Below are 24,674 nucleotides of genomic sequence, written 5' to 3' on the forward strand. Positions count from 1 at the left end.
ATCGCCTCGCAGACCGAGGTCGTCGACAAGCTCAAGGACGGCCTCAACGGCATGAAGACGAAGCTCGAGCAGCTGAAGTCCAAGCGCAGCGAACTGCTCGCGCGGGCGAAGGTCGCCGAAGCGCAGAACAAGGTGCACGACGCCGTCAAGTCGATCGACGTCCTCGACCCCACGAGCGAGCTCGGCCGCTTCGAAGACAAGATCCGCCGCGAAGAGGCTCTCGCCGCGGGCAAGCAGGAGCTGGCAGCGTCGAGCATCGACGCGCAGTTCAACGCCCTCGAAGACGTCGGCGAGCTCACCGAGGTCGAGGCGCGCCTGGCCGCCCTGAAGACGGGCGGCCCTCAGCGGGCGGCGATCGACGCACCGAGCCCCGACCTGTGATCGCCCGGGAGCGCACCGTTCTCGCGGCGGTGCGCTCCCCTCTTCCGACAGGTGTGTCATGACGCGTTTCGTCATCGCCCCGCAGTGGCAGGGATCTTCGTCCTCCCGCGCGATGCAGCTCATCGACGGCGCCGAGGCGATCGCCGGAGATCTGCCGCGCGCCGCGACGACCGCGCTCGAGCCGCTGCCGGAGGCCGGTGACGCGCAGGGCACACCGGTCCTGCGGGCCAGCGCCCTCGTGCGTATGCGCGAGCGCATCCGCGACGCCGTCTCCGCGGGCGCAGACGATCACAGCGTCACCATCGGCGGGGACTGCGGTGTCGCCCTCGGTGCCGTCTCGGCCGTCGCCGACGAGGATCTCGCGATCGTCTGGATCGACGCGCATGCCGACCTGAACACGCCCGCGTCGTCGCCGAGCGGCGCCTTCCACGGCATGGTGCTCCGCGCCATCCTGGGTGAGGGCATCGAGCCGTTGCGTCTGTCCCCCGGCATTGCTCCGGCCCGCGTGGTCCTGGCGGGAACACGCGCTCGGGATGCCGAGGAGCAACGCTTCATCGACGAACACGGCATCCGCTCGATCTCCGCGGATGAGCTGTCCGACCCGGAGATCCTCGCCGAGGCCGTCGCCGCCACGGGTGCGACACGCGTGTACATCCACCTCGACCTCGATGTGCTGGACCCCGCCGAGATCAGCGGCGTCGCGTTCGCGGAGCCATTCGGAGCCCGCGCGGCGGACGTCGCCGCGGCCATTCGACGCGTGCGGGAGCGGGTCCCCCTCGCGGGGGCGACGATCACGGAATTCTCGCCGGCATCCCCCGCGGCCGCGGTCGACGACCTGGGCACCATCCTGCGCCTGGTGGGAGCCCTCGCGTGAGCCCGATCCCCCGCCCTCCGGCCGGATGGCGCGAGCGTGCCGACCGCGCGGTCGCGCGGGGGCGCCGGATCGACCGCGTCCTTCCGCGCGTGCTGCTCGACTCCCGCGTCAGCCATTGGGGCTTCCTCTACGGCCGCACCGTCGGGTGGGTGTGGGGCTCGCTCTGGAGCACGGGGCGCATCGAACGGCGAAACGGCCTGTGGGTCTTCCGGGGGCTCCCCGCCTGGGCGTTTCCGCGCGGAGGGGTCTGCGTCGGCGACTGCTTCCTCACCGGAGACGTCGACCCGAGCGACACGGTGCTGGGACACGAAGCCGTCCATGCCGCCCAGTGGCGCCGCTACGGGTTCCTCATGCCGGTGCTGTACTTCTTCGCGGGACGCGATCCGCTGCGCAACCGTTTCGAGATCGAGGCGGGCTTGGTCGAGGGGAACTACGTTCCCCGCGGCGCCTGAGCCCCGCGCCGGCCGACCTCAGCGTGCGGTTTCGAGACCGAAACGCGCGGGCGTGTGGATGGCTGCGGCCTCGACCCCGTGGCGGTTCGTCAGCTCTTCGACGATCTCTGCGGTGCCCAAGTAGCCGCCGAGCAGGAAGATGCGGGTGGCGTCGTCATCGCAGCAGAGCATCTCGCCGGCCCAGCCCGTCACCGCGCGGACGAGCGCCTGGCCGGGGGCGCACGCGCGACCCGTGCCGGGAGCACCGCCCCGACGAGAGCGGTCGAGCCACGTCACCGTCATACGCGCGGGTGCCGCGATCGCGGTGATCCACGACGCGTCGGGCACCTCGACGAAGATCCGGCCGGTCGAGCAGATCGGCAGCGTCGACAGAAGCGCGTCCATCTCGGCGAGCGAGGTCTCATCGGCCGTGATGAGGTGCTGCACGCGGGTGTGGCGCGACGATCGGCAGGCGGCGTCGTTGTGCTCGGCGGAGATGGACATGATGGCATCCACTATACCCGCAATGAAGGGTTGCCTAACCTGTGTTGCTGCCCCATCCTTACCGAAGAACCGCCTCGTGAAGGAGGGTCGAGCGCAGGCCGGCGAGCTCCTCGTCGCCCATGCCGTGGGCCCGCAGGAAGTCGGCGGGCGACCCGTAGCGAGCGTCCAGACGCTCGAGGAACGCGCGCATCACGCCGGCCGGAGAGCGCGTGGCGAGCTCTTCCGCGTGGCGGTTCCCGGGATGCAGGGCACGGATCCCGGCGATGACCCGGCGATTGCGCTCGGCGGGCAAGAGGTGCTCGGTGAGGGCGTAATCGTCGACGACCGCATTACGATCGACGCCGGCGGCGGCGAGCGCGATTGCGACGGTCACTCCCGTGCGATCCTTCCCCACGGTGCAGTGGACCAGCACGGGCGCCGCACCGCCGATCGCGCGGACGGCCGCGACGATGCGGTCGGCGGAGCCTTCGACGAGCTCGTCGTACAGCTCACCGAGGCTGACGTCGCGCTCGAAGAAGGACTCGACCGATCCGAGGAACAACGGGATCCGCTCGACCTCGACCGGCAGACCCTCGAGCCGGCTCGGGGCGTAGCGCACCTCGTCGTCGTCGCGGAGGTCGACGATGCGACGCAGCCCCAGCGCGGCCAGGGTCTGCAGGCCCGCGTCATCGACGTGCACGAGATTGCCCGACCGGAAGAGCACGCCGTCGCGTGTGCGCGTGGAGCCGGCGGGCAGACCGCCGACGTCGCGGAAGTTCGTCGCCCCCGAGACGAGGGAGCTCACGCGGCACCCCCGTGGTCGTGCGGCGCGCGGGGTGCGGTGGTGGCCGGCGGGAGCGCCCCGTCGGTGAGAGTCGCCGCGGCGGTGGGGCGCGGAGGCACCGGGTACCGGCCCGCGATGGCCACGCGGTTGAAGGCGTTGATGGCGACGAGAACCCAGCTGAGCGCCACGTACTCCTGCTCGCTCAGGATGCCGCCCGCCCGGTCGTAGACCTCGTCGGGGATGCCGTCGTCGTGGATGAACGTGAACGACTCCGTCAGTTCGAGGGCCGCCCGTTCCCGCTCATCGAAGACGCCGGACTCCCGCCAGGTCGCGATCTGGGCGATGGTGTCGGCGTCGAGACCCGCCGCGACGGCGGCATCGACGTGGACACGGACGCAGTAGGCGCACCCGTTCAGTTGCGAGGCGTGGATCTGGACGATCTCGCGCAGCCGGGCGTCGATCCCCGCTGACGCGGCGAGACCCCCGACGGTCTTGGAGAACGACCTCAGCGCCGCGTATGCCTCGGGAGCCTTCTTCGACAGATGCACGCGTCGTTCCTCGACCATGCCGACAGCCTACGGCGGTGTCATCACCGACTGGCGGCCGTCTGCGCGCGCTGCCAGGCTGGCTCCATGCCCGAGACCGACGAGTTCTCCTTCCTGCCCGCGCAGGCGGCTGGCGCGGGTGTCGATGTGCCACCGGTCGCGCGCGTGCGCCTCACGCTCCCCGACGGGCGGGTGATCAGCGGTCTGCGGTGGGGCGAGGAGGCTCCGCGTGTGACGTTCCTGCACGGAGCGGGTTTGAACGCGCACACGTGGGACACCACGCTGCTGCATCTGGACGCACCGGCCCTGGCCATCGACCTCGCCGGTCACGGTGACTCGTCCTGGCGCGACGACGCGGCCTACGTCGCCCGGGTCCTGGCCCCGGACGTCGTGCGCGCGCTCGAGACCTGGACCGACCGGCCACAGGTGCTCGTCGGACACTCCCTGGGTGGGCTCACCGCGGCCGCGGTCGCGGCATCCCGTCCGGACCTCGTCGCGCGGGTCGTGCTCGTCGACATCACTCCGGGGATCGACCCGAGCGGCGGACCGGCGCAGCTGCGGGAGTTCTTCGCCGGGCCCACCGACTGGGCGACGCGAGACGAGCTGGTCGAGAAGGCCCTGTCGTTCGGCCTAGGCGGATCCCGAGAGGCAGCCACGCGCGGGGTGTTCCTCAACACGCGCGTCCGCCCCGACGGCCGTGTGGAATGGAAGCATCACTTCGCCCATCTCGCCGCCGCGGCCGCTGCCGCCGGCTCCGACACCGCAACGCCGGATGCCGTGCGCGCGGTGCTGGCCTCGACGGGATGGGACGATGTCGGCGCGGTGACCGCGGCGCTGACCCTGGTGCGCGCAGGTCGCGGGTTCGTGACCGCCGCCGACGCCGATGAGCTGCGGCGTCGCGCTCCGGAAGCCGAGGTCGTCGTCGTCCCGACCGGACACAACGTGCAGGAGGAGGATCCCGCCGGACTCGCCACGCTGATCCGGCACCGCATCGACGCGGGGTGACGGCAGCGGCCGGGCCGTGTCGCGCGGTGTCACACGGGGACAGCGGCGCGGCGGGTGAAAGTAGGCTGTCTTCACCCCACTCCTCGGCACCACAGCACTCGGATGCCGTCGGCCTGCGAAAGGACACTCCCCGCAATGCTGCGCCGTACCGCCCTCGCCACGAGCGCGCTCCTGATCGGAGCTCTCCTGTTCACCTCGTGCACCGCCACGTCGACGACGCCGACCGCGACGGGCGAGCCGGACCCGAACGCCACCCTCACGGTGCGCCTCTCGCTCGAGCCGTCGAACCTCGACATCCGTCGCACGAGCGGAGCCGCGCTCGAGCAGGCGCTCGTCGACAACGTCTATCAGGGCCTGGTCACGCGCGACGGCGACGACGACAACACCATCGTCCCCGCCCTCGCCACCGACTGGACGGTTTCGTCGGACGGGCTCACGTACACCTTCACCCTCCGCCAGGGGGTGACCTTCCACGACGGCAGCGCCCTCACCGCGGATGACGTCGTGTCCTCGCTGCAGACCGCCAAGGACGACGCCACGATCCAGAACAGCGCCGACCTCGCCGGTGTGTCCTCGGTCACGTCGCCCGACCCGACCACCGTCGTCATCACGCTCGCGCAGCCGAACATCGATTTCCTGTTCGCTCTGACCGGTCGAGCGGGCCTCATCTTCAAGAACAACGACGCGACGAACTTCCAGACCTCGACCAACGGCACCGGGCCGTTCACGGTCTCGTCGTGGAACACGGGCCAGAGCCTGGTCCTCTCGCGCAACGACGCCTACTGGGGCGACCCGGCGGGCGTCGCTGAGGTCGTGCTCGATTACATCCCCGATCAGAGCGCCGCGATCAACGCCGCCCTCAGCGGCGACGTGGATGTCGCCCTCGAGATCGACCCCGAACTGCAGGGGCAGCTCGACGGCACCGGGGACTTCCGGATCGAGTCGGGGCTGACGACCGACAAGGGCACTCTCGCCTTCAACAACACGCGCGCACCCTTGGACGACCAGCGTGTGCGCGAGGCGTTGCGCCTGTCGATCGACCACCAGGCGCTCATCGACACGCTCGGGGCCGGTCAAACCCTCTCCGGCCCCATCCCCCCGCTCGACCCCGGCTACGAGGACCTGTCCGGCGACATCGCGTACGACCCCGACCGCGCGCGCGAGCTGCTGGCCGAGGCCGGCGCCGAGGACCTCACCCTCACCCTGACGATTCCGAGCGTCTACCCGACCTCGATCCCGACGTTCCTCGTGTCCTCGTTCGCCGACGTCGGCGTGACGCTGAAGGTGGAGTCGGTGGACTTCCCGACGTGGTTGCAGAACGTGTACACCAACCGGGACTACGACCTGAGCTTCGTCCGTCACGTCGAGGCGCGCGACTTCGGCAACTGGGCGAACCCGTCGTACTACTTCGGGTACGACAACCCCGAGGTGCAGAGCCTGTACACGCGAGCCCTCGCGACGACCGATGAACAGCAGTCCTCGGACCTGCTGGCCGAGGCCGCCCGTATCGTCGCCGAGGAGGACGCCGCCGATTGGCTCTTCCTGTCGACGCCGCTCACCGCGGTCGCCACGAACGTCGCGGACTTCCCGCAGAACTCCCTCAACGTGCGCCTGCCGCTGGCGGGTGTGACGGTCTCGTCGGAGTGATCCGGTATGCGCTGACACGGTTGGGCCTGCTCGTCCTGGGCCTGGCCGTGTCGAGCGCGCTGATCTTCCTCTCCCTGCGCGTGCTGCCCGGCGACGTCGCCCTCCTCATCGCCGGAACGCAAGCCACGCCCGAGCAGGTCGGAGCCCTGCGGGAGAGTCTCGGACTGACGCAGCCGCTGTGGCAGCAGTACCTCGACTGGATCGGCGGGATCCCGCGCGGCGACCTGGGCACGTCGCTGATCACGGGCACCCCGGTCACCGCCGAGCTGATCGACAAGGCCCAGGTGACCGTGCCGCTGGCGGCGATGTCGCTCACGGTCGCGCTCGCCGTGGGCCTGCCGTTCGGGGTGCTGTCGGCCCTGCGCCGCGGACGCCCGGACGGTACGGCTCTCGGCGTCGGCGCGCAGGCGCTCGCGGCGGTGCCGGTGGTGTGGGCGGGGATGATGCTCGTTGTCGTCTTCGCCGTGTGGCTCGGGTGGCTGCCTCCCCAGGGATTCCCGCGCGCGGGATGGAACGAGCCGGCAGCGGCCTTCCGAGCCCTCCTCCTCCCCGCGATCACGATCGGCGTCGTCGAAGGCGCGATGTTGTTGCGGTTCGTCCGCAGCGCGACGCTCCAGGCGGAGGGGCAGGACTACGTGCGCACGGCCGCGGCGAAGGGCCTCACGCGCACGCGGGCGTTGCTCAGTCACGGTCTTCCCAACGTCGGCCTGTCCGTGATCACCGTCCTCGGACTGCAGATCGCCGGCATCATCGTCGGCTCTGTCGTCATCGAGCAGCTGTTCACCCTGCCGGGCGTGGGCCGGATGCTCGTCGCCGACGTCGCCGCCCGCGACCTCCCCAAGGTGCAGGGAGAACTCCTCGTGCTCACCGGCTTCGTCCTGATCGTCGGCTTCCTCGTCGATCTCGTGCACCGACTGATCGACCCGCGGCAGAGGGAGGCGTCGTGAGCACGCTACGCCGGCTGTGGAGGAGCGGCACGGGGCGGTTCGGCATCCTCGTGGTCGGCCTCATCGCCCTCGCCGCGCTGGTCTCGCTGGTGTGGACGCCATTCGACCCCGCGAGTGTGGACGCCCGCTCCCGGTGGTTCGGTCCGTCGTGGCCCCACCTCCTCGGCACGGACGGCAACGGCCGGGACATCCTCAGCCTGCTGATGGCGGGGGCACAGACGACCGTCGTGGTGGCCGTCGGAGCCGGCGTGGTCGCCTCGCTCCTCGGGATCGCCCTCGCCACCCTGGGCGCCTTGACGGCCCGGTGGGTGCGGGAGAGCATCGCCGTGCTGGTCGACATCCTCGTCGCCTTCCCGGTCCTCATCATCGCGATGATGATCACGGCGGTGTGGGGCGGGTCGCTGGCCGTCGTCATCTGGTCGGTGGGCATCGGGTTCGGTGTCACCATCGCCCGTGTGACACGGCCCGAGTTGAGGCGCGTGCTGCACAGCGACTTCGTGCTGGCGGGGCGCGCGAGTGGACTCACCCCGGCCCAGAATCTCCTCCGTCATCTCCTGCCGAACGTCGCACCGGTGTTCATCGTTCAGCTGTCGTGGGGAATGGCCGTGGCGGTGCTGGCGGAGGCGGGGCTGTCGTACCTGGGCTTCGGCGCCCCGCTGACCCAGCCGTCGTGGGGGGTGCTCCTCAGCGACCTCCAGGCCTACATCGCGGTGCATCCCCTCGCCGTCGTCTGGCCGGGACTGGCGATCACCGTCACGGTCCTGGGACTGAACCTCCTCGGGGATGCGCTGCGGGATGCCGCGGACCCCACGCTCGCAGAGCGCACCCCGCAAGCGCGGACGCACGTCCCGGGGGTGGTCGCATGACTCTCCAGGTCGAGGACCTGCGCATCGACATCGGCGGCCGAACCGTGGTGGACGGAGTGAGCTTCACGGTGGCCGAGGGGGCGCGGATGGGGCTCATCGGGGAGTCGGGCTCCGGCAAGTCCCTCACCGCCCTGGCCGTGCTCGGCCTGCTCCCCGACGGCGCGACCGCGTCGGGCAGCGTGCGCTGGAACGGACGCGAGATCCTCGGGCTCCCCGATCGCGAGCTCGCGCGGCTGCGGGGCGACGACATCGGGATGGTCTTCCAGGAGCCGCGCACGGCCCTGAACCCGATCCGGACGATCGGGCGCCAGATCGGCGAATCGGTCCGCATCCACGAGCGGGTCTCGCGGCGCGAGGCGCTGCGCCGAGCGGTCACCGAGGCCGAGCGCGTGGCGCTCCCCGACCCGGAGCGCATCGTCTCGCGCTATCCGCATCAGCTCTCCGGCGGTCAACGTCAGCGCGCGGCCATCGCGATGGCGCTCGCCTGCCGACCGCGTCTGCTCATCGCCGATGAACCGACGACCGCGCTGGACGTGACGATTCAGGCCGGCATCCTGTCGCTCCTGCGATCGCTGGTTCAGGATGCCGACATGTCGCTGGTCTTCATCACGCACGACCTCGCCGTGCTCGCGCAGGTCGCCACGCACGCGGTGGTCCTCGAGCGCGGCCGGATCGTCGAACAGGCGGCGGTGCCCGACCTGCTGCGGGCGCCCGCCTCCCCGGTGACGCAGGCCCTGCTGCGGGACGCGACGGCGACCCTGTGGCATCCCGAGATCGATCGCCACCGAACCGAGCGGGAGGGCGGGCAGCGCCATGAGTGAGACGATCCTGCACGCCCGCGGCCTCTCCCGCACGTACGTCGCGCCCCGCACGAAGGGATGGCGCCGCACCGAACGCACCGCGGGCCTGGTGGACGTGGACGTCTCGGTGCGCGCGGGCCGGTCGGTGGGCATCATCGGCGAGTCGGGGTCGGGCAAGTCCACGCTCGTGCGCCTGCTGCTGGGGCTGGACGTCCCCTCCGCCGGGAGCGTCGAGGTGGAGGGGCGCACCGTCGACGCGCGCGGTTCGGCCCGGTCACTGCACTGGCTCCGTCGGGCCACGGGGATCGTGCTTCAAGACCCTTACGCGTCGCTGGACCCGCGCATGAGCGTCGGCCGGATCGTCGGGGAACCCCTGTGGGCGCTCGGGATCGACGGAGATCGCCGGGCCCGCGTCCGCGAGGTGCTGGAGCAGGTCGGCCTCGACTCCGGGGCGGCGGAGAGATTCCCGCACGAGTTCTCGGGCGGGCAGCGGCAGCGCATCGCCCTGGCCCGCGCCCTCGTCCACCGTCCCCGGATCCTCGTCGGCGACGAGCCCCTGTCGGCGCTGGACGTGACGATGCGCGCGCAGATCCTGCGCCTCCTCGCCCGTCTGCGCACCGAGGAGCAGCTGACGCTCGTGCTGGTCTCGCACGACATCGGGGTCGTGCAGAACGTGTGCGACGAGGTCGTGGTGATGAAGGACGGCCGCGTCGTCGAACAGGGCCCGACCGAGAAGGTCCTGCTGCAGCCTCAGGCCGCCTACACGCGGCAGCTGCTCGCGTCGGTCCCGACTCTGCCGGCCTGACCGGTTCGCCTCCGCCCCCGACCGCGGCCGAGAACAGGCTCCGCGTCCGGCACAGGCCGATTCGGGCCGGATCGCCCTGTTCGAAAGGCGCCTCCTGTTCTGGGCGCAACGGATGCCACGATGTCGGTGACCGGCGCTAGCCTCGGCCCCATGACCCCCGGCATCGTTCCCCCGTTCCTGCTCGATCGGCTCGCGTCCGTCGATGACCCGCGCCTGGCGCGCGCCGCCGCGGCGGCCCGGAAGACCCTCGCCATCCCGCGTCCCGAGCGCCCCGCGCGCACGCGGCTGCGACTGTCGGTCGACGCCGGAACGCTCGTGGCCGAGGCCGCGCCCGCGCCCGACCGCGTCATCTCGGACGCGGGCAACACCGAACGGCTTCCTGGTCGGCGCGTGCGCACGGAGGACGACGGCCCCACCGGCGATCGCTCCGTCGACGAGGCCTACGACGGCCTCGGCGCGAGCTACGACTTCTTCTGGGATGCCTTCGCCCGTGACGGCATCGACGCCGCGGGCGGGTCGCTCCTGGCGACGGTGCACTTCGGCGTCGACTACGACAACGCGTTCTGGAACGGCGAGCGCATGGTCTTCGGAGACGGCGACGGCGAGGTGTTCGTCGGCTTCACCCGCTCGCTCAGCGTGATCGCGCACGAACTCGGTCACGGCGTCACCGAGGCGTCCGGCGGCCTCGAGTATCAGGGACAGTCGGGAGCGCTGAACGAATCCTTCTCCGACGTCTTCGGCGCTCTCGCCGAGCAGCACGCGCGCGGACAGCGTGCCGACGAGGCGTCGTGGCTGATCGGCGAAGGCATCTTCACCGACGCCGTCGAGGGCGTCGCGTTGCGCTCGATGTCGGCGCCGGGAACGGCGTACGACGACGACGTCCTCGGCGTCGATCCGCAGCCCGGGCACATGCGCGACTACGTCGACACCGAGGACGACAACGGCGGCGTGCACATCAACTCCGGCATCCCCAACCGGGCATTCTTCCTCGTCGCCACCCGCTTGGGCGGCTTCGCGTGGGAGCGGGCGGGTCTCATCTGGTACCACACCCTCACATCGGGGTCGCTGTCGGTGACCGCCGACTTCGCCGCGTTCGCCGCCGCCACCCGCGCCGCCGCGGTGGCGGAGTACGGTGAGGAGTCGGAGGAGGTCGACGCCGTCCGCGCCGCATGGGCCGAGGTGGGCGTCGAAGCGCAGAAGGATGCCACGACCTGAGGCCACGCCCGGACCGACGTTCGCCGTCGTCGTCGTGCGCTCGGGCGGGATCGCCGGCATGTCGCGACGGTGGCGTGCCGAACCCGACCCCGAGGGGGCTTCGCGTTGGCGCTCACTGATCGACCGCTGCCCGTGGGATGCGCCTCCCCCGCCGTCGAGCGGGGCCGACCGCTTCCAGTGGCGCATCGATGTCGAGGAGGGCGGGACCGCCGTGCATCACGCGCGCCTCGCCGACACACAGGTCGAGGGCCCGTGGCGCGCGTTGATCGACGAAGTTCGCCGTGCGGCCGGAGCGCACCGGACCTGATCTCCCCTGGCCGGGGCGGTCGGGAGGTGCCGGGGCGGGGTGCTCAGCCGAACAGCTTCCGCCGCTTCTTCTTCGACGGGATGCTCTTCTGCAGGTACACGACGCCGAGCCACCGGCCGAACTTGAAGCCGACCCGGCCCATGCGCCCTACCTCGGTGAACCCGAGCTTGTGGTGCAGCGCGATCGAGGCATCTGCGCCCTTGTCGCTGATGGCCGCGACCATCTCGCGGATGCCCTTCTCGGAGCACGCCTCGATGAGCGCCTCCAGGAGCGCGCGCCCGAGGCCCTTGCCCGATGCCGCCTGCCCGAGGTAGATCGAGTTCTCGACGGTATAGCGGTAAGCCGACTTCGACTGCCACGGCTGCACGAGTGCATAGCCGAGGATCTGCCCCCCGGGAGACTCGGCGACCAGGAAGGGCAGGCCCAGGCGCTGCAGCGTGTCGAACTTCTCGCGCCATTTCGCGATCGACCACGCCTTCTCATCGAAAGTCACGACCGAGTTGCGCACGTAGTAGTTGTAGATCTCACGGATGTCGGGGATGTCGCCTTCCGTGGCGGGTCTGATCTCGTACGAGAACGGCCGCTCCGGCTCGGGCGCACGTCGCAGGTGCAGCGGCAGCCGGCGTCGGCTCTTCTCGTACTCCTCTTCCAGCACGAGCCCACTTTACGGCGCCGCCCGTTTCGGCCGTGTGACCGCGGCCACGGGAGGCGAGGGCGAAGACCCGCCCGCTCGGGCGTTGTCCGTCCTCAGCCGGGGAGCCGCCAGTCCACGGGAGCAGCGCCCTGCTCCTCCAGGAGCGCGTTGACACGCGAGAACGGTCGCGAACCGAAGAAGCCGCGACGGGCCGACAGCGGCGACGGGTGCGCGGATGCCACGATCGCGGTGTCACCGAGCAGACCGGTGAGGTTCGCGGCATCCCGGCCCCACAGGAGAGCCACGAGCGGCTGCTCGCGCGAGGCGAGGCTGCGGATGGCGTGCTCGGTGACCCGCTCCCACCCCCAGCCGCGGTGCGAGCCCGGCGCCCCGGGGGCGACGGTCAGGACGCGGTTGAGGAGCATGACACCCTGGTCGGCCCAGGCGGAGAGGTCGCCGTGGGCCGCCGGCGCGATGCCCAGGTCGTCCGACATCTCGCGATAGATGTTGGTCAAGCTGCGCGGCAGAGGCCGGACGTGCGGATCCACCGCGAACGACAGGCCGATCGGATGCCCCGGCGTCGGATAGGGGTCTTGACCGACGATGAGCACGCGGACCGCGTCCAGCGGCGTGCGGAACGCCCGCAGCACGAGCTCGCCACTGGGAAGGTATGGGGCGCCCTCGGCGCGCAAGCGTTCCCCGATGTCGGCGATATCGGCCGCGACGGGAGCCAACGGCTCGACCCAGGAGGCGTGGATGAGTCCGGCGTCGGCGAGCTGCGCAAGGGACTTCCCGGTCACGCGGCGTCTTCGTCTCGCACCGACCCCTGGTGCGACCAGGGGAAGTCGATCCAGAGCGACGTGTCCTTCCACGAATAGTCCGGGACGATCACGGTGGTCGGCTTGGTGTAGATGACCGCCGAACGGGCCTCGGCACCGTGGCGGTCGAGCAGCTTCACCGCGAGGTCGAGAGTGCGACCGCTGTCGGCCACGTCGTCGACGAGCAGGACGCGCCGTCCCTCCAGGTACGACAGGTCGAGCGCGGGCGGCAGCACTTCGGGCGCATCGAGCACCGTTCCGACGCCGGTATAGAACTCCACGTTCAAGGCACCGCAGTTCTTCACGCCGAGGCCGTACGCGATCGCACCGCCCGGGAGCAGCCCTCCGCGCGCGATCGCGACGACCACCTCGGGGATGAACCCGTCGGCGACGATCGCCCGCGAGATGTCCCGCGTGGCGGTGCCGAAGTCGTCCCAGGTCAGTCGTTCGCGGTCATCCGTCGTCTTCGCCACGCCCATCGCCTCTCATCGTGTGTCTCTCACCCTAGGGTGTCTCCCGGATGCCGCCGGGCCCGGTGCTAGCCTCACGCCATGTCGCGCGTCTCGGGCGCGGTCGGCCGGGTGCGCGGGTCCGCGCTCGGGGTGACCGCGGGACTCATCGGGTGGTTCGTGCTGGTGGAGCTCGCCAGCGGCATCCTGCAGGGGTACTACGTGCCGCTGCTGCCCGACATCGTCGTTCATCTCGGCATCCGTGACGCCGACGTCAACTGGTTCGAGGCGGCGCAGCTGCTGCTCTCGGCCCTCGTGCTGCCCGTTCTCGCCAAGCTCGGCGACATGTTCGGGCACAAGCGCATCCTCCTCGCTTCCGCCCTCGCGACGGCCGCCGCGAGCTGGTGGTTGGTGTTCGCCGACACCTTCCCGACCTTCCTCATCGCGTGGGCGCTCCAGGGTTTCTACGTCGTGTGGCTGCCCCTGGAGATCGCCCTGATCTTCGACCGCGGACGCCGCCAGAGCCGCGGGGTCTCGCAGACCCGCCGCGCCGCGGGGCTCCTGGTCGTGGGGCTGCAGGCCGGCGCGATCCTGGGGGCGTTGGCGGCGGGTCGCCTCTTCGCCGCCGTCGGCGGGGATCTACGGCTCGCGCTGACCGTCCCCGCGATCGCCGTGACGTTGGTGTGCGTGGTGATCTGGTTCGGTGTCCCCGAATCCGAGCGGATGCCGGGCGCCCGGCGACTCGACATCGGCGGGTTCGTGCTGCTCGCCGCGGCGCTCCTGTGCGTGACCGGCGCACTGTCGTTCGTGCGACTGCCCGCCGGGCCCGGCCCCGCCGTCATCGTCTCCCTGCTCGTGCTCGGTGCGATCCTGCTGGTGGTGTTCGCCCGATACGAACTCGGACGCCCCGACCCCGCCGTCGATATCCGTGTGCTCCGACGCCCCGAGATGTGGCCGGTCCAGGTGACGGCGTTCCTCGTGGGCATCAGTCTGCTCGGCGCGCAGGGGCCGCTCGCCACGTACGCGGGGACCGATCGTTCCCTCGGCTACGGGCTCGGACTCGATGCCACCGACCGCTCCAACGTGATCGGGGTGTACCTGGTGTCGCTCATCGTCGGCGCGGTGCTCTTCGCCGTCACGTCACGGCGCGCGAGCCCGCGGGCCGTCCTCATCGGCGCGGCGGCGCTCGTCGGGACGGGGTATGTCCTGCTGATTCCGCTCCACACCGAACTGTGGGAGGTGCTCGTGTGCCTGGCGATCGCCGGGCTCGGCTCGGGCGCCCTGGTGGCGGCGATGCCCGCGGCCGCGGCGGCCGCCGCCCCGCGCGGACAGACGGGTGTGGCATCCGCCCTCACCAACACGACCAAGACGATCGGCGGCACGATGTCGTCGGCGGTGTTCGGCGTGGTGCTCGCGGGCGGAGCGGGTGCCGCGGTGGCCGCCACGGCCGCACCGCTCGCGGGATACATCACGGTGTGGGCGATCTGCGCGGCCGGGGGCTTCGTCGCGGCCGTGCTGTTGCTGTTCGTTCCGAAGGTCGCCTTCGCCGACACCGCCGAGGCCGAGGCCTCCGCCCACGCCGCGCGCGGCGACGTGGTCTGACGCGCGCCCCGGGCTCGCGGCGGTCAGTCCTCCGCGCCGCGCACGCGGAGGGGCCCTCGCGCGAGCAGGTGCTGAGCGGACTGCGCCACCGGGCGCACCGTGACCAGGTCGAGGTTGACGTGCCCGGGGGCATCAACGGCGTAGACGATCACGTCGGCGACGTCCTCGGCCAGGAGCGGCGCCTGGACGCCCTCGTACAGCTTGTCGACACCCGCCTGATCCCCGCCGAGGCGGTTGAGCGTGAACTCCTCCGTGCGCACCATCCCGGGGGCGATCTCGATGACCCGCACCGGTTCGCCGTTCAGTTCCTGCCGGAGCGCGTGCACGAGCATCGACTCCCCCGCCTTGGCCGCGTTGTACCCGGCACCGCCGGGGTAGGCCACCTGCGCGGCGGTCGACGTGACGAACAGCAGGTCGGCGTATCCCGCGCGCGCCGCGGCGCGACGCAAGAGCGGAAGGAGGGATGCCACGAGCCGCTGCGACGACAGCACATTGGCCTCGAACATCCAGCGCCAGTCGTCCGGATGGCCGTCTTCGACGCGGTCGGCGCCGCGCGCACCCCCGGCGACGTGGATGAGGGCATCGACGCCGCCCGTGTCGTCGAGCCACGCGGCGAGACCGGCGACGGCGTCACCGTCGGTGAGGTCGGCGGCGTGGGCGACGACGCCCGTCTCGGCCTCGAGCGCGGCGAGCCGCTCCGCGCGGCGGGCGACCCCCACGACGTCCCATCCGCGGGCGCGCAGCGCCCGTGCGGCCGCCTCACCGATTCCCGAACTCGCCCCGGTCACCACCGCACGTCTCGCCATGGCCCCCACGCTACCGTCGGGCGCGCGGACAGCAGCGCCCGGCGCAGATTACGGTGCGTGTCCGCCCTGTTGTCGACGCGGCCGGACGTCCCTACGCTCGCAGAAGGCCGTGGCATCCGTCGCGGTCTCCGAAGACGTGAGGAGCAGCCGTGTCGGCACCCGAGAACTGGCGTTTCGAGACCAAGCAGATCCACACCGGCGCGCAGCCCGACCCGGTGACCAAGGCGCGCGCGACGCCCATCTACCAGACCACGTCGTACGTGTTCGACAACGCCGACCACGCCGCGAACCTCTTCGCGCTCGCGGAGTTCGGCAACATCTACACCCGCATCCAGAACCCCACGCAGGACGTCGTCGAGCAGCGCATCGCCGCACTGGAGGGGGGCACCGGCGCCCTCCTCGTCGCCAGTGGCCAGGCCGCCGAGACGTTCGCGGTGCTGAACATCGCGCAGGCGGGCGACCACATCGTCTCGTCGAGCTCGATCTACGGCGGGACGTACAACCTGTTCAAGTACACCCTCGCCAAGCTCGGCATCGAGACGACGTTCGTCGAGAACCAGGACGACCCCGAGGCCTGGCGCGCGGCGGTCCGCCCGAACACGAAGCTGTTCTTCGCCGAGACCATCGGCAACCCGAAGATCAACGTGCTCGACATCCGTACGGTCGCCGACGTCGCGCACGAGAGCGGCGTGCCGCTCATCGTCGACAACACCATCGCGACGCCGTACCTCATCCGCCCGTTCGAGCACGGCGCCGACATCGTCATCCACTCGGCGACGAAGTTCATCGGCGGCCACGGCACCACCATCGGCGGCGTGATTGTCGACGGCGGGACGTTCGCCTGGTCGGAGAACGTCGAGAAATTCCCCGGCCTCACCGAGCCCGACCCGTCCTACCACGGCGCTTCGTACACGACGGCCGTCGGCGACGGCCTGGCGTACATCATCAAGGCGCGCGTGCAGCTGCTGCGCGACCTGGGTGCCGCCATCTCGCCGCAGAGCGCGTGGCTGCTGATCCAGGGCCTGGAGACCCTGTCCCTGCGGATCGAGCGCCACGTGCAGAACGCGCAGGAGATCGCCGAGTGGCTCGAGGCGCACGACGACGTCGCGAGCGTGAACTACTCCGGCCTCCCCACGTCGCCCTGGTATGCCGCCGCCAACAACTACGCCCCGAAGGGTGTCGGCGCCGTGCTGTCGTTCGAGCTCAAGGGCGGTGTCGAGGCCGGGCGCGAGTTCGTCAACTCGCTCACTCTGTTCAGCCACCTCGCCAACATCGGCGACGTCCGCTCGCTCGTGATCCACCCCGCCTCCACGACGCACTCGCAGCTCACCCCCGAGCAGCAGCTGACCTCGGGCGTCACCCCGGGCCTCGTGCGCCTGTCGGTGGGTCTGGAGAACATCGACGACCTCAAGGCCGACCTCGACCAGGCCCTCGCCGCCGCGCGGCGCCTGTCCGAGGCCGCCCGCGCGTAAGCGGTCTCTCGACGCCCCGCCCCGGTCCCCGGGTCGGGGCGTCGTCGCGTGTGGCCCCCCGTGGTGCTGCGTGAGTCGCCAGGATTTGTCGCCCGGGCTGCGCCCGAGGCGACAAATCCTGGCGAATCACGCCCGGGGGGGCGGGGGGCCGGGGGCGTTAGACGCGCTGACGAGGACGGAGGGCGCCGAGGCCGCCGTCGACGCCGAGCACCTGGCCCGTGATCCAGTCGTTCGCCGGGTCGAGGAGGAACTCCACGGCGCGCGCGATGTCCTCCGGCTCGCCGAGGCGGCCCAGCGGGTGCATCGCCTCCGACACCTTGCGCGACATGTCGCTCGAGGTCAGCCCCTCGGTCAAGCGCGTCTGCACGAGACCCGGCGCCACCGCGTTCACGCGGAGCCCGTGGCTCGCGTAGCTCGCCGCCGCGGACAGCGCCAGCCCGATCACCCCGGCCTTTGCCGCGGCGATCGCGTCATGGTTGGAAAGCCCCGCCAGGGCCGCCGCGGACGACGACAGCACGACCGAGCCCCCGTTGCGGAGGTGCTTACCCGCCGCCCGCACCACCGCGAAGGACGTCGTGAGCGACGCCGCGATCGTCTCGTCGTACTGCGCCCGCGAGATCAGGTGCGCGGGCTTCAGCAGCATCGAGCCCGCGAAGACCGCGATGCCGTCGAGGTCACCCGCCTCGGCGACGACCCTGTCGACGGCGTCGAAGTCGGTGGCATCCAGCACCACGTCGGGGTCGATCACCGAAGCGTCGCGCGCCGTCGTGATCACGTGGTGTCCGCCGTCGCGCAGAAGCCGTGCCGTCGCCCCGCCGATGTCGCTCGAGGCTGCGATGAGGAGATAGTTCGCCATGCCCCGATCATGCTCAGGACAGCGGCGCGCAATCGGGGGCTGGACAAGCGCGTAACAGTCGCTCCGGGCGCGACGCGACCCGGGAGAATGGATGCCATGGACTGGCAGATCTCCGAAGACACGGTGCCCTCTGCGCCGATCACGGAGGCCGACGCGCGGTCCCTCCTCGGCCGTCCGCCGGCGACCGGAGCCTGGCGGGACGGAGACCCGGTCGGGGAGCGCCTGTTCGCCGCGTTCGGCGAATTCCGCACCGAGAACGGTGAGCACCTTCCCGGCTTCCGCCTGGCCTACGAGACGTGGGGCGAACTCTCCCCCGCGCGCGACAACGCCGTCCTCGTGCTGCACGCGCTCACCGGCGACAGCCACGTGCGCGGGGCTGCCGGACCCGGCCACCCCACCGCCGGTTGGTGGGGCGACCTCGTGGGGCCGGGGGCCGCGATCGACACGGATCGCTGGTTCGTCGTGGCGCCCAACATGCTGGGCGGATGCCAGGGCTCGACGGGACCGGCGAGTATCGCGCCCGACGGGTACGAGTGGGCCGCGCGCTTCCCGTACCTCACGATCCGCGACCAGGTCGGCGCACAGGCGGCCCTCGCGGACGCGCTCGGCGTGGACCGCTGGGCCGCGGTGATCGGCGGTTCCATGGGGGGCATGCACGCACTGGAATGGGCGGTGGGCCGCCCCGACCGGGTCGAGCGAGCGGCCATCCTGTCGGCGCCTCCGATCACGACGGCCGACCAGATCGCGTTGAACACCGTGCAGGCCGACACGATTCGCATGGATCCGCGGTTCGCGTCGGGAGCTTTCTACGACGCCGCCGACGGAGACGGCCCGCATCGCGGTCTTGCTCTCGCGCGTCGCATGGCGCTGCTGAACTACCGCAGCCCCACAGAGCTGAACCAGCGCTTCCAGCGGTCGTGGCAGTCCGGTGTGAGTCCCCTGGGACACGGCGGCCGCTTCGCGGTGGAGTCGTACCTCGACTTCCACGGCAACAAGTTCACGCGACGTTTCGACGCCAACAGCTACCTGACGCTCGTCGAGGCGATGAACTCTCACGACGTCGGCCGCGACCGCGACGGCGTCGAGGACGCCCTGGGTCGCGTCACCGCCACGACCCTCGTGCTCGGGGTCGACACCGACCGGCTGTTCCCGGTGGACGGGCAGCATCGCATCGCCCGCGGCATCCGGAACACCCTCGACGGCGACGAGGCAGTGGTCCTGACGAGCGACTTCGGTCACGACGGCTTCCTCATCGAGACCGCCGCCGTGGCTCACCACCTCCGGCGCCTCTTCGCGGCCTGACCGGATGCCGCCGCCCCGGGGCGGTGCTTCAGCCCCCACCGTTCAGTGTCCACAACACGCGGACACGAGCCAACGCCATCCGCGTGTCCTGGACACCGAACCCGGCACGACACCCCGCGCACCCGCCCCGCCATTCAGTGTCCACAACACGCGGACACGAGCCCCCGACATCCGCGTGTCCTGGACACCGAACGCGGCACGACACCCCGCGCACCCGCCCCGCCGTTCAGTGTCCACAACACGCCGACACGAGCCCCCGGCGTCCGCGTGTCCTGGACACTGAACGCGGCAGGACACGACACCGAACCCGCGGCACGACACCGAACCCGCGGCACCGCACCGAACCGCCGCACGACACTTCCCGCAGCGGCGGCGGGACTCAGCCCTGCGTGGGGATCGAGCCCGTGATCGCCGTGCGCGCGGCCTCGGATGCCGGCATCCGGTGGGCCGGGTGGCGGCCGGTGCGGTCCTCGACGCGGTAGGAGACGATCGCCACGACGAGTCCCGCGAGCGCCAGCACCGCGCCCACCCAGGCGGGAGCGACCAGCCCGAGACCCGCAGCGATCACGAGACCACCGAGGAACGCCCCCAGGCTGTTGCCGATGTTCAGAGCGGAGTGGTTGAGGGCGGCGGCGATCGACTGGTTGTCTTCGGCCACATCCATGAGCCGCGTTTGGATCGCCGGGCTCAGGGCCGCTCCGCAGAACGCCACGAGGAACGCGAAGAACGCGAGGCTGACGATCCAGCCGGCGGCGAGGGCGAGACCGACGGATGCCAGAGCGAGGGCGATCAGCCCGACCCGCAGCCAGAAGCGCAGGTCTTTGTCGGCCAACGTGCCGCCGACCACGTTGCCGACCGTCATCCCGATGCCCACGAGCACGAGCACGAGCGACACGACCCACTCGGGCTGACCCGCGACGTCGGTGATCATGGGGGCGATGTAGCTGTACATCGCGAAGAAACCGCCGAATCCGATCGCGCCGATGCCGAGCGCGAACCACACCTGGCCCAGGCGGAAGACGCGCAGCTCATCGCGCAGCCGGCGTCCCGGCATCCCGGGGTGGGCGGGGACGAAGAACGCGATGCTCACGGTCGCGAGCAGGAAGATCCCGGCGACGACGGCGAACGCGGCGCGCCAGCCCACCTGCTGCCCGAGCAGTGTTCCGAGCGGGACACCGACGACGTTCGCGATCGTGAGGCCCGTCAGGACGAAGGCGACGCCCTTCGCGCGATTTCCGGGGCCGAGGGCGTCGGCGGCGACAAGAGCACCGATGCCGAAGTACGCGCCGTGCGGGAGTCCCGCCAGGAACCGGGATGCCGCGACCAGCTCGAACGTGGGAGCGATGACGGTCAGCAGCGTGAAGAACGTCAGCGCGGCGGCGAGGACGATCATGACGCGGTGCCGCGGGAACCGCGCGACCGAACCGGCGATGGTCGGGGCTCCCACGACGACGCCCAGGGCGTACAGCGACACCAGCCAGCCCGCCTGCGCGATCGCGTCGTCAGGTGACGCCGCCCACGCGGCGGGAGCGAGATCGCGCGCGATGTTGGGCAGCAGCCCCATGACGACGAACTCCGTCATGCCGATGCCGAAACTGCCGATGGCGAGAGAAAGGAGCGCCCGCATCGCCGCACCCTTCGAGGTCGTCGAAGAGATCACTCGCCGATGCTAGCGGCCCGCAGCGCGCGCTGTCGAATCGATTCGGCGGCCCGCGTGTCGAGGCTCCTCTCGGCCGCATAAACGCGATCCGCGCACAGAAACGGCGGGAGAGCGCGTTTATGCGAGTGGATCGCGTTTATGCGGGATGCCAGGCCGCCCAGCGCGGATGCCAGGCCGCCCAGCGCGGATGCCGGGGCGCCCAGCCCGGATGCCAGGCCGCCCAGCGCGGATGCCAGGCGCCCAGCGCGGATGCCGGGGCGGCGACGCGGATGCCGGGCGCCGCCGTCTCCCTCAGGACGCGTCGTCGATCGCGCGCTCGAGACGCTCGATCTTCCCGTCGATCTCTCCCGTGCGCCCCGGCCGGATATCGGCCTTGAGCACGAGCGATACGCGCGACCCGTAGGGCAGCACGGCATCGGTGGCGCGTTTGACCACATCGAACACCTCGTCCCACTCCCCCTCGATCTCGGTGAACATCGAGGTGGTGCGGTGGGGCAATGCCGAGGCCCGGACGACGGCGACCGCGGCCGCGACGGCGTCGTGCACCGACCCGTCCGCGTTCTCCGCCGAGGCGGTTCCAACTCCGGAGGGGGCGACCGAGAAGGCGATGAGCATGATCCGAGCCTAGGTCGCCGTCACCCGCGAGGGAACCGAGTGGCGCCCGAGCACCCATTCGCGCAGGTCCTTCGGCCGCGCCACCCGGTGCGTGGAGACCCGCACGACACGCACGATCGCCCACACCATGAGCACGACAGCGAGGAGGTTGCGCAGTTCGAGCAGAACGACCGGGAACGGCGCGGGGTGCGTAGCCATCAGTCCGTCGTAGACGAGCGGGTACACCCACTGCGTCACTCCGGCGATCGCGAGTGTCAGCGCGGCGAAGCCGTACCAGCGGCGGCGATCGAGCATGAGGCCGAGCACGACGGGCGGGAAGAGCCACACGTAGTACTGCGGGGAGCCGACCTTGTTGAGCGCGATGAAGGCGGTCACCAGCGCGAGCGACAGCGGCGGGAACAGGCTGAGGAACGTCGCGCCGAGCCACATCTTGCGTGCGCCGACGAGTGCGACGCCCACCATCACCAGCAGCATGAGGGGCGTCATCGCGGCGATGACGGCGTCCGCACCCGGTCCGGTGACCTGGAAGGTCAGCACGTCGCCGTCGTAGTAGACCTCGGAGCCGGGCACGTAGAACGCGGCCAGGAACATGTAGAGGCCGCCGACGGGCGCCTCCATCTGGATGCCTCGCGAGGTCTGGTCGCCGACGAACCCGAAGACGTAGGGAGCCCCGCCCAGCGCGACGACCGGAATGATCGTCGCGAGCGACACCGCCACCGCTCCCCATACCAGCGCGAGCCGCCGGCGGATCGCCACGAAACCGGCGGCGAGAATCGCCGCGGGCCACACCTTCATCCACACTGCGATCGACAGCAGAACGGATGCCACGAACGGCCGCCGGACGAGCCAGATCGCACCGAGGATCGCGAACGGCACCGTGATCCCGTCGATGCGGTAGATGCCGACCGGGCCGATGAGCAGGATCCCGGCGAGCCAGAACCAGGCCGCGAGGACGCGACCGCGGGAGCGGCCCGATCCGACCAGGACGACGAAGGCGACCAGGTTGGCCAGCGACACCGTGACGGCCCAGGCCGGGGTGTACGTGATGGCCCAGGCGAAGAGCCACGCGAACGTCATCGGCAGGAAGGCCAGCTGCGGGTAGATCCACTTCTCGGTGATGCCCGGCCACTCCCAGCCGACCGAGCGCGTGCACGAGGACACGTCCACCCCGCCGAAGAGGGCGCACCGCGACCACGGCTCGTACACCAGATACACGTCGCCCATGGGTTCGTTGGGCTGCTGATAGCCCAGGATCCCCACGGTGACGTGAACGGCGACGAACGCCAGCAACAGAACGACGACACGCCTCACCACCGGATCATCCTAAGCGGGCACTCTCGGGCTCCCCGACCCCCGCGGATGCCGATGACCGCGCGACCGCGGCCTGCGGAGGCACCGGGTGTCACCCGTTCTGCGATCGAGTCGCTCACCTGCCGTGGAGCAGCGTCGCGACAACGTCGGGTACGGCGTCGGCGACATCGAGCGCGGTGATCGGGCCGCCGGATCCGCCGTGCGCGGCGGCCGCGGCGGATCCCGCCGCCCCGTGCACCCACGCAGCCGTCGCGGCACAGGCCGCGAGGTCGTGAAGCGACGTCCGCCCCTCCGCGCCGGCGGCGGCGACGAGGGCACCGAGCACACCGCCGAGGACGTCGCCGGTTCCCGCGGTCGCGAGCCACGGCGTACCGGTGTCGACCCGTCGCGCCCACCCCTCGGGGGCCGCGACGATCGTCACTGCCCCCTTCGACAGCACCACACCGCCCAGACGGTCCGCCGTCTCGCGGGCGATGCGCTCGCGCGCGTCATGGTCCTCCGGCGTTTCGGGGGCGAGCTCGAGCGTCTCGCGGAGCCGCGCGAGCTCGCGCGCGTGGGGCGTGACGATCACGGAGGCGGAAGCCGCCGGAACCAGGTCGAGCGCGCCCGCATCCGAGACGACGGGAACATCCCCTAACAGGATGCCGCGGAGCGCCGCGGTCTCGGCCGCATCGCGTTCCGTGGCATCCGTTCCCGACCCGATGACCCACGCCTGCACGCGACCGTCGGCGGTCACCGTCTCGGGCCGCCGCTGCAGCACGAGATCCTGCGCGCGGGACGGACCGATGTAGCGGACCATCCCGGTCCCTGTCCGCCAGGCCGCCTCGACCCCGAGGACCGCCGCGCCCGGGTAGCGTGCCGACCCCGTCCGCATGCCCACGACGCCGCGGGAATACTTGTCGTCGTCGGCGGTTGGCTCCCGCAGTGTGCGGGCCGCATCGCGCCCGGTCCAGTCCTTCGCCGTCATGGCGTCACCCTAGAACGCAGGAGCCCTCTGTGAGCACCCTCTTCACTCCCCTGACGATCCGCGGTATCGAGATGCGGAATCGCCTCTGGGTCTCGCCGATGTGCCAGTACAGCGCGGTCGACGGCATCCCGAACGACTGGCATCACGTGCACCTCGCGCAGTTCGCCGCGGGCGGTGCGGGACTCGTCATCGCCGAGGCGACCGCGGTCTCGCCGGAGGGGCGCATCTCGCCGGACGACGTGGGCCTGTGGAACGACGCGCAGCTCGAGGCCTGGGCACCCGTGGTCGCGGCCATCCGCGCGCGCGGCGCCGTAGCCGGCGTGCAGCTCGGCCACGCGGGCCGCAAAGCGTCGACCACGTCGCCCCTGACGGGCGGCCGCGGCTCGGTCGCGATCGCGGATGGCGGCTGGACCACCGTCGCCCCCTCCGCCGTGGCCTACCCCGGCTTCGCGGAGCCGCGCGCACTCGACGCCGCGGGCATCGAGAAGGTCGTCGACGACTTCGCGGATGCCGCCCGCCGCGCCGTCGCGGCCGGCTTCGCGGTCCTCGAGGTGCACGCCGCCCACGGGTACCTCCTGCACCAGTTCCTCTCGCCGCTCAGCAACCACCGCGACGACGAGTACGGCGGGTCGTTCGACGGGCGCGTGCGTCTGCTCGAGCGCGTCACCGCGGCGGTGCGGGACGCCGCCCCGGATGCCGCGGTGTTCGTCCGCTTCTCCGGCACCGACGCCGCCGACGGCGGGTGGGACATCGACGACACCGTCCGCGCCGCGAGGCGCGTGGCGGCGGCGGGCGCCGATCTGATCGACGTCTCCAGCGGCGGGCTCGTGCCGCACCAGAAGATCTCGGCGAGCCCGGGGTACCAGGTTCCGTTGGCCGAGACGGTCCGGCGCGAGACCGGCATCCCCGTCGCCGCCGTCGGCATGATCGACGACGCTCGGCTCGCCGAGGCGGTCGTCGCCGAGGGCCGCGCCGACGCGGTGCTCGCCGCGCGGGAGTGGCTTCGCGATCCGCACTACGCATTGCGCGCCGCGGTCGAGCTCGGCGTCACCGTCCCCGCTCCCCCGCAGTACGCGCGCGCCTACTGACGGA

At 71.4% G+C, this 24,674-nt stretch carries 27 protein-coding genes; 15 read left to right on the forward strand and 12 right to left on the reverse strand.

The window, feature by feature from the left end:
* From MHY30_RS08880 to MHY30_RS08890, 3 genes are all read left to right on the forward strand, one after another.
* The coding region (locus tag MHY30_RS08880; protein ID WP_239276528.1) for a PspA/IM30 family protein at positions 1-381 on the forward strand (381 nt) is incomplete at its 5' end.
* 58 nt (positions 382-439) lie between these two features.
* Positions 440-1,255: an arginase family protein gene (locus MHY30_RS08885; protein ID WP_239276529.1), complete on the forward strand. Its 816-nt coding sequence runs from the start codon at positions 440-442 to the stop codon at positions 1,253-1,255.
* Positions 1,252-1,707, forward strand: coding sequence for a Fe-S oxidoreductase (locus MHY30_RS08890; protein ID WP_239276530.1), 456 nt, complete (start codon positions 1,252-1,254; stop codon positions 1,705-1,707). The genes MHY30_RS08885 and MHY30_RS08890 overlap by 4 nt, the downstream gene beginning before the upstream one ends.
* An 18-nt stretch (positions 1,708-1,725) precedes the next feature.
* Here MHY30_RS08890 and MHY30_RS08895 read toward each other — a convergent pair whose 3' ends face one another.
* The 3 genes from MHY30_RS08895 to MHY30_RS08905 are packed head-to-tail and all read right to left on the reverse strand — an operon-like array spanning position 1,726 to position 3,519.
* Positions 1,726-2,190 (reverse strand): SIP domain-containing protein, encoded by a 465-nt coding sequence (locus MHY30_RS08895; protein ID WP_239276531.1) that lies wholly within the window; start codon positions 2,188-2,190, stop codon positions 1,726-1,728.
* A gap of 58 nt (positions 2,191-2,248) precedes the next feature.
* Positions 2,249-2,974 carry a tyrosine-protein phosphatase gene (locus tag MHY30_RS08900; RefSeq protein WP_239276532.1) on the reverse strand — a complete coding sequence of 242 codons (726 nt, stop codon included), beginning with the start codon at positions 2,972-2,974 and terminating at the stop codon, positions 2,249-2,251.
* Entirely contained in the window at positions 2,971-3,519 is a 549-nt protein-coding gene (locus MHY30_RS08905) for a carboxymuconolactone decarboxylase family protein (RefSeq protein WP_239276533.1), read from the reverse strand. The genes MHY30_RS08900 and MHY30_RS08905 overlap by 4 nt, the downstream gene beginning before the upstream one ends.
* A 66-nt stretch (positions 3,520-3,585) precedes the next feature.
* Between MHY30_RS08905 and MHY30_RS08910 the strand changes: the two genes are divergently transcribed.
* The 8 genes from MHY30_RS08910 (at position 3,586) to MHY30_RS08945 (ending at position 11,090) form a co-directional block, all read left to right on the forward strand.
* Positions 3,586-4,503: an alpha/beta fold hydrolase gene (locus MHY30_RS08910; RefSeq protein WP_239276534.1), complete on the forward strand. Its 918-nt coding sequence runs from the start codon at positions 3,586-3,588 to the stop codon at positions 4,501-4,503.
* A gap of 135 nt (positions 4,504-4,638) precedes the next feature.
* A complete protein-coding gene (locus tag MHY30_RS08915) occupies positions 4,639-6,150 on the forward strand; it encodes an ABC transporter substrate-binding protein (protein WP_239276535.1) in 1,512 nt (503 codons plus the stop codon).
* Entirely contained in the window at positions 6,147-7,097 is a 951-nt protein-coding gene (locus MHY30_RS08920) for an ABC transporter permease (RefSeq protein WP_239276536.1), read from the forward strand. The genes MHY30_RS08915 and MHY30_RS08920 overlap by 4 nt, the downstream gene beginning before the upstream one ends.
* Positions 7,094-7,963, forward strand: coding sequence for an ABC transporter permease (locus tag MHY30_RS08925; RefSeq protein WP_239276537.1), 870 nt, complete (start codon positions 7,094-7,096; stop codon positions 7,961-7,963). Before MHY30_RS08920 ends, MHY30_RS08925 begins: the two co-directional genes overlap by 4 nt.
* A complete protein-coding gene (locus tag MHY30_RS08930) occupies positions 7,960-8,784 on the forward strand; it encodes an ABC transporter ATP-binding protein (protein ID WP_239276538.1) in 825 nt (274 codons plus the stop codon). Before MHY30_RS08925 ends, MHY30_RS08930 begins: the two co-directional genes overlap by 4 nt.
* Complete coding sequence (locus MHY30_RS08935) at positions 8,777-9,568, forward strand: ABC transporter ATP-binding protein (RefSeq protein WP_239276539.1); 792 nt, start codon at positions 8,777-8,779, stop codon at positions 9,566-9,568. The genes MHY30_RS08930 and MHY30_RS08935 overlap by 8 nt, the downstream gene beginning before the upstream one ends.
* 150 nt (positions 9,569-9,718) lie before the next feature.
* On the forward strand, positions 9,719-10,783 hold the full coding sequence (locus MHY30_RS08940; RefSeq protein WP_239276540.1) for a M4 family metallopeptidase: 1,065 nt from the start codon (positions 9,719-9,721) through the stop codon (positions 10,781-10,783).
* Complete coding sequence (locus MHY30_RS08945; RefSeq protein ID WP_239276541.1) at positions 10,770-11,090, forward strand: protealysin inhibitor emfourin; 321 nt, start codon at positions 10,770-10,772, stop codon at positions 11,088-11,090. The genes MHY30_RS08940 and MHY30_RS08945 overlap by 14 nt, the downstream gene beginning before the upstream one ends.
* A 43-nt stretch (positions 11,091-11,133) precedes the next feature.
* Here the strand turns inward: MHY30_RS08945 and MHY30_RS08950 are convergent, their stop codons facing one another.
* The 3 genes from MHY30_RS08950 to MHY30_RS08960 form a co-directional block, all read right to left on the reverse strand.
* On the reverse strand, positions 11,134-11,745 hold the full coding sequence (locus tag MHY30_RS08950) for a GNAT family N-acetyltransferase (RefSeq protein WP_239276542.1): 612 nt from the start codon (positions 11,743-11,745) through the stop codon (positions 11,134-11,136).
* Positions 11,746-11,837: 92 nt separating this feature from the next.
* The gene (locus MHY30_RS08955) at positions 11,838-12,524 is read right to left on the reverse strand and encodes a uracil-DNA glycosylase (RefSeq protein ID WP_239276543.1); all 687 of its coding nucleotides are present in this window, start codon (positions 12,522-12,524) and stop codon (positions 11,838-11,840) included.
* Positions 12,521-13,015, reverse strand: coding sequence for a phosphoribosyltransferase (locus MHY30_RS08960; protein ID WP_239276544.1), 495 nt, complete (start codon positions 13,013-13,015; stop codon positions 12,521-12,523). The genes MHY30_RS08955 and MHY30_RS08960 overlap by 4 nt, the downstream gene beginning before the upstream one ends.
* A gap of 78 nt (positions 13,016-13,093) precedes the next feature.
* Between MHY30_RS08960 and MHY30_RS08965 the strand changes: the two genes are divergently transcribed.
* Positions 13,094-14,593 (forward strand): MFS transporter, encoded by a 1,500-nt coding sequence (locus tag MHY30_RS08965; protein WP_239276545.1) that lies wholly within the window; start codon positions 13,094-13,096, stop codon positions 14,591-14,593.
* A 23-nt stretch (positions 14,594-14,616) separates the two neighbouring features.
* Here the strand turns inward: MHY30_RS08965 and MHY30_RS08970 are convergent, their stop codons facing one another.
* Positions 14,617-15,399 carry an SDR family oxidoreductase gene (locus MHY30_RS08970; RefSeq protein WP_239276546.1) on the reverse strand — a complete coding sequence of 261 codons (783 nt, stop codon included), beginning with the start codon at positions 15,397-15,399 and terminating at the stop codon, positions 14,617-14,619.
* Between the two features lie 149 nt (positions 15,400-15,548).
* Here MHY30_RS08970 and MHY30_RS08975 point away from each other — a divergent pair, with 149 nt between their 5' ends.
* Complete coding sequence (locus MHY30_RS08975) at positions 15,549-16,871, forward strand: bifunctional o-acetylhomoserine/o-acetylserine sulfhydrylase (RefSeq protein ID WP_239276547.1); 1,323 nt, start codon at positions 15,549-15,551, stop codon at positions 16,869-16,871.
* Positions 16,872-17,028: 157 nt separating this feature from the next.
* Here the strand turns inward: MHY30_RS08975 and MHY30_RS08980 are convergent, their stop codons facing one another.
* A complete protein-coding gene (locus MHY30_RS08980; protein ID WP_239276548.1) occupies positions 17,029-17,727 on the reverse strand; it encodes an SDR family NAD(P)-dependent oxidoreductase in 699 nt (232 codons plus the stop codon).
* Positions 17,728-17,823: 96 nt separating this feature from the next.
* On the opposite strand from MHY30_RS08980, the gene MHY30_RS08985 reads away from it, so the two are divergent.
* Entirely contained in the window at positions 17,824-19,029 is a 1,206-nt protein-coding gene (locus MHY30_RS08985; protein ID WP_239276549.1) for a homoserine O-acetyltransferase, read from the forward strand.
* Between the two features lie 379 nt (positions 19,030-19,408).
* On the opposite strand, the gene MHY30_RS08990 is transcribed toward MHY30_RS08985, so the two are convergent.
* The 4 genes from MHY30_RS08990 to MHY30_RS09005 all read right to left on the reverse strand — a co-directional run bounded on the left by MHY30_RS08990 (position 19,409) and on the right by MHY30_RS09005 (position 23,582).
* Positions 19,409-20,656 carry an MFS transporter gene (locus tag MHY30_RS08990; RefSeq protein ID WP_275438266.1) on the reverse strand — a complete coding sequence of 416 codons (1,248 nt, stop codon included), beginning with the start codon at positions 20,654-20,656 and terminating at the stop codon, positions 19,409-19,411.
* 324 nt (positions 20,657-20,980) lie between these two features.
* The gene (locus MHY30_RS08995; protein ID WP_239276551.1) at positions 20,981-21,304 is read right to left on the reverse strand and encodes a thiamine-binding protein; all 324 of its coding nucleotides are present in this window, start codon (positions 21,302-21,304) and stop codon (positions 20,981-20,983) included.
* Positions 21,305-21,313: 9 nt separating this feature from the next.
* The gene (locus tag MHY30_RS09000) at positions 21,314-22,618 is read right to left on the reverse strand and encodes a glycosyltransferase family 87 protein (protein ID WP_239276552.1); all 1,305 of its coding nucleotides are present in this window, start codon (positions 22,616-22,618) and stop codon (positions 21,314-21,316) included.
* Between the two features lie 112 nt (positions 22,619-22,730).
* The gene (locus MHY30_RS09005; protein WP_239276553.1) at positions 22,731-23,582 is read right to left on the reverse strand and encodes an ADP/ATP-dependent (S)-NAD(P)H-hydrate dehydratase; all 852 of its coding nucleotides are present in this window, start codon (positions 23,580-23,582) and stop codon (positions 22,731-22,733) included.
* A 29-nt stretch (positions 23,583-23,611) separates the two neighbouring features.
* Between MHY30_RS09005 and MHY30_RS09010 the strand changes: the two genes are divergently transcribed.
* Entirely contained in the window at positions 23,612-24,670 is a 1,059-nt protein-coding gene (locus MHY30_RS09010) for an NADH:flavin oxidoreductase/NADH oxidase (protein ID WP_239276554.1), read from the forward strand.
* The last annotated feature ends 4 nt before the right edge of the window (positions 24,671-24,674 follow it).

It is taken from the genome of Microbacterium sp. ACRRU (assembly GCF_022346945.1).
GTDB classification, from domain to species: Bacteria; Actinomycetota; Actinomycetes; order Actinomycetales; family Microbacteriaceae; genus Microbacterium; species Microbacterium mcarthurae.

What these genes read in the sequence shown, in the direction of transcription:
- MHY30_RS08885 (WP_239276529.1), top strand. Translation starts at nt 440, where the DNA reads ATGACGCGTTTCGTCATCGCCCCGCAGTGGCAGGGATCTTCGTCCTCC.
- MHY30_RS08895 (WP_239276531.1), bottom strand. Translation starts at nt 2,190, where the DNA reads ATGTCCATCTCCGCCGAGCACAACGACGCCGCCTGCCGATCGTCGCGC.
- MHY30_RS08905 (WP_239276533.1), bottom strand. Translation starts at nt 3,519, where the DNA reads ATGGTCGAGGAACGACGCGTGCATCTGTCGAAGAAGGCTCCCGAGGCA.
- MHY30_RS08910 (WP_239276534.1), top strand. Translation starts at nt 3,586, where the DNA reads ATGCCCGAGACCGACGAGTTCTCCTTCCTGCCCGCGCAGGCGGCTGGC.
- MHY30_RS08915 (WP_239276535.1), top strand. Translation starts at nt 4,639, where the DNA reads ATGCTGCGCCGTACCGCCCTCGCCACGAGCGCGCTCCTGATCGGAGCT.
- MHY30_RS08930 (WP_239276538.1), top strand. Translation starts at nt 7,960, where the DNA reads ATGACTCTCCAGGTCGAGGACCTGCGCATCGACATCGGCGGCCGAACC.
- MHY30_RS08935 (WP_239276539.1), top strand. Translation starts at nt 8,777, where the DNA reads ATGAGTGAGACGATCCTGCACGCCCGCGGCCTCTCCCGCACGTACGTC.
- MHY30_RS08940 (WP_239276540.1), top strand. Translation starts at nt 9,719, where the DNA reads ATGACCCCCGGCATCGTTCCCCCGTTCCTGCTCGATCGGCTCGCGTCC.
- MHY30_RS08945 (WP_239276541.1), top strand. Translation starts at nt 10,770, where the DNA reads ATGCCACGACCTGAGGCCACGCCCGGACCGACGTTCGCCGTCGTCGTC.
- MHY30_RS08965 (WP_239276545.1), top strand. Translation starts at nt 13,094, where the DNA reads ATGTCGCGCGTCTCGGGCGCGGTCGGCCGGGTGCGCGGGTCCGCGCTC.
- MHY30_RS08970 (WP_239276546.1), bottom strand. Translation starts at nt 15,399, where the DNA reads ATGGCGAGACGTGCGGTGGTGACCGGGGCGAGTTCGGGAATCGGTGAG.
- MHY30_RS08980 (WP_239276548.1), bottom strand. Translation starts at nt 17,727, where the DNA reads ATGGCGAACTATCTCCTCATCGCAGCCTCGAGCGACATCGGCGGGGCG.
- MHY30_RS08985 (WP_239276549.1), top strand. Translation starts at nt 17,824, where the DNA reads ATGGACTGGCAGATCTCCGAAGACACGGTGCCCTCTGCGCCGATCACG.
- MHY30_RS08990 (WP_275438266.1), bottom strand. Translation starts at nt 20,656, where the DNA reads ATGCGGGCGCTCCTTTCTCTCGCCATCGGCAGTTTCGGCATCGGCATG.
- MHY30_RS08995 (WP_239276551.1), bottom strand. Translation starts at nt 21,304, where the DNA reads ATGCTCATCGCCTTCTCGGTCGCCCCCTCCGGAGTTGGAACCGCCTCG.
- MHY30_RS09005 (WP_239276553.1), bottom strand. Translation starts at nt 23,582, where the DNA reads ATGACGGCGAAGGACTGGACCGGGCGCGATGCGGCCCGCACACTGCGG.